1 protein-coding gene is annotated in these 386 nt (G+C 40.7%); it reads right to left on the reverse strand.

The window, feature by feature from the left end; translation table 11 throughout:
- The coding region (locus tag AB4238_RS04980; protein WP_372031932.1) for a transposase at positions 1-386 on the reverse strand (386 nt) is incomplete at both ends.

A 386-nucleotide genomic window follows, 5' to 3' on the forward strand; every position in this document is an offset into this window, starting at 1 on the left:
TGCGCCATCAATACCATTTTATATCTCAGTAAGTTATACGCAAGAAGGACTCCCCACAACTCTTGCTTAATGAGTTCCGGCAGCTGACTTCTGAGTGTAAACCGAGTTTCAAGCATGTACTGCTTCATCTCTCTATATCCCAGCTCTATCTCCCATCGATGCGCATATAAATCAACGATTTCACTTGATGGATAACGCATTGGCTCTGTGAGTGAAGTGATGATTTGCAACGTTTTTCCTTTCACTGTTTTAGTGAGTAAACGTGCTTCGATAGACTCAGGTAAATCAGGTCTTTTCTTTCTAGATTGAGGGGTTGTAGTTAGCCTGATAAGCTTATCTTGTCGTCCTAAAGAACGTACCACTTCATATTGTGTATTCTTCTTCAA

Origin of the sequence: Shewanella sp. 10N.286.45.A1 (assembly GCF_041470405.1) — a bacterium.
Classification (GTDB): Bacteria; Pseudomonadota; Gammaproteobacteria; order Enterobacterales; family Shewanellaceae; genus Shewanella.